The sequence below is a fragment of the Brooklawnia sp. genome (assembly GCF_032229645.1).
Lineage (GTDB): Bacteria > Actinomycetota > Actinomycetes > Propionibacteriales > Propionibacteriaceae > Brooklawnia.
Genome location: NZ_JAVTWX010000109.1, coordinates 13,305 through 15,780, shown reverse-complemented (window position 1 = coordinate 15,780; position 2,476 = coordinate 13,305). Strand labels below are relative to the sequence as shown.

Annotated in this window: 2 protein-coding genes; one reads left to right on the top strand and one right to left on the bottom strand. The window is 67.0% G+C overall.

Going from position 1 to position 2,476, the window contains the following annotated elements:
- Positions 1-1,899: Rv2231c family pyridoxal phosphate-dependent protein CobC (cobC, locus tag AAFP05_RS08125; protein ID WP_341729357.1), on the top strand; the 1,899-nt coding region annotated here is incomplete at its 5' end.
- Positions 1,900-2,243: 344 nt separating this feature from the next.
- On the opposite strand, the gene AAFP05_RS08120 is transcribed toward cobC, so the two are convergent.
- The coding region (locus AAFP05_RS08120; RefSeq protein ID WP_341729356.1) for a hypothetical protein at positions 2,244-2,476 on the bottom strand (233 nt) is incomplete at its 5' end.

Below are 2,476 nucleotides of genomic sequence, written 5' to 3'. Positions count from 1 at the left end.
ATCCCACGGACCAAGGATCTGGTGGTGCCATCCCGGCATCTGGGGCTGGTGCCGGCCGCCGAACGCGATCAGGCGCGGGCGGTGATCGATGCCGCGGCGAAGCTGGTCGCCGATCATGTCGACCTGGACGCGGTGCTGGCCGTGGCCCGCGCGGCGAACGAGCTGGCCGTCCGGGCCTGGGCCCCCGAGAGCGAGGTGACCAGTGTCGATGGACGCCCACGCGTAGCGGTGGCGGCGGGCAGGGCATTCACCTTCCGCTATGCGGAGACCACCGAGCTGCTGCGTGCTGCCGGCTGCGACGTGGCCGAATTCGATCCGATGACCGACCCGCGGCTGCCCGCCGGCACCCAGGGCCTCTACCTGGGCGGTGGTTTCCCGGAGATCTATGCCGAGGAACTGGCGGCGAATCGTCCGCTGCTGGCCGAGGTGCGTGCCGCGGTCGCCGTGGGCCTGCCGACCGTCGCCGAGTGCGCGGGCCTGCTCTATCTGTGCCGCAGCCTGGACGGAATCGACATGGCCGGCGCGCTGCCCCTCGCGGCCAAGATGTCGTCGCGGCTCACCCTCGGCTACCGCGAACTGGTTGCTGAATCTGACTCAGTAGTGACGGTGGCGGGGGAGCGGGCACATTCGCACGAGTTCCATCGCACCGTCACCGGGCCTGTGGCCGCCGCCGACGAGCGCGAGGTGACGCCGGCCTGGCTGACCGATGCCGCCACCGGACGCCGCGAGGGGCTGGCCGGCCCGAGCGTGCTGGCCTCCTATCAGCATCTGCATTGGGCGGGCCATCCCGATTTCGCGCAGCGCTTCGCGCAGGCGTGCGCGGACTTCGCCGAAGCGGGTGAACAGTGGGCAGCGCCGACCGTCGAGGACCGGCTCCCCGAACCCGATCTGCGTCACCACGGGGACGCGCAGCTGCGTCCGGGGTTGATCGATCTGGCGGTCAACGTGCGGCCCGCCCCCGAGTGGCTCTTGTCGCAGATTGCTGCCGGCGCGGGGAAGTGGACCGGGTATCCGGATGCTGAAGACGCACGACATGCGTTGGCGCAGTGGCATGGTCTGCCGGACGAGCAGTTGTTGCCCACGGCTGGCGCTGCCGATGCATTCACCCTTATCGCGCGCAGCTTTCCGGGGCGCAAGGTGGTGGTCGTCCACCCGCAGTTCACCGAGCCGGAGGTGGCCTGGCGTACCGCCGGGCATCAGGTACGCAGGTTGTTGTTGCGCGCCGATGAGGGCTTCCGGTTGGACGCAGGTCGTATCGGGGCTGATGCGGATCTGGTGATCATCGGGAATCCGACCAACCCGACCGGGGTGCTGCATCCGGCGGACGAGATCCGCAAGCTGTTGCGTCCGGGACGAATCGTGGTGGTCGACGAGGCGTTCATGGACTTCGTGCCGGGCGAGGACGAGTCGATGCTGCCCATCGCCGATCCAGGCCTGTTGGTCACTCGCTCGCTGACCAAACTATGGGGAATCGCCGGACTGCGGGCCGGGTTCATCGCGGGCGAAAGGGATTTGATCGCGCAGCTGGCCGGTCATCAGGAGCCGTGGGCGGTCTCCACCCCCGCACTGGACGCGATGGTCGCGATCACGAGCGATCAGGCACGCGAGGCGGCCGACACGATTCTTGGTCAGGTCTCGCGCGAACGTGCCGTCCTCGTCGGTGAACTGCGCTCGGCAGGATTCGCGGTGGCCGGTGAACCGCGGACGCCTTTCGTGCTGGTGGATGTCAGCGGCCTCGGTGTGACCGATCCGCCGGCGGTCTTGGCCGAGCACGGCTTTGCGGTGCGACGTTGCGATACCTTTCCCGGGCTCGGACCGGGTTGGATCCGTGTTGCAGTGCCGGACGAGCAGGTCAGCGGCGACCTGGTGGCGGCATTGATAGCGGTGCGAGGCAACTAGCCGGATGCATCGTGCGCTGGTCACAGCGCCGTAGATCAGCCTGAGGCGAACGATGTTCAGGCGGCCCCGTGCTGCTCAGACGACCCGCGCTGCTGATTCGGGCGAGCCCTTTTGCGTTTGGCCAGGCGTTGGCCAGCGGGGAAGTCGGCAATCTTTTATTCGCACAGCAGAAATCGGGTGAACGCAGGGTGAAAAAGCCCTTCGCCAGGCTGGTGGCCCAATTCTTGCTGCTTGACTCCACGTGAGTACATCCCTTCTTGAGGGACCAATCATCTTTTGAGCGGGTTAAACGCCGCATGGCATATGTGCGCGCAGGCGTCTGGGACCTATGGATCGGAGGAGCCCTAAATGAGGGTAAGCAGGAGCCGGGGAAGAGCGAAGGAACGCGCGACCCAACTCGCGGCGATTCTCGTGTCGGGGATGCTCTTCTTCTCGATTGGAGCCAATGCGGCAGCCGAGCCGACGCCCAGTGCAAGTGCGAATTCCGGTGCTTCGGCGGAAGCCTCGGAAACGCCCACAACTTCGCAAGCCTCAGAGCAGCCATCGTCGCCAGATTCGGCTTCGCCTGCGGAATCGG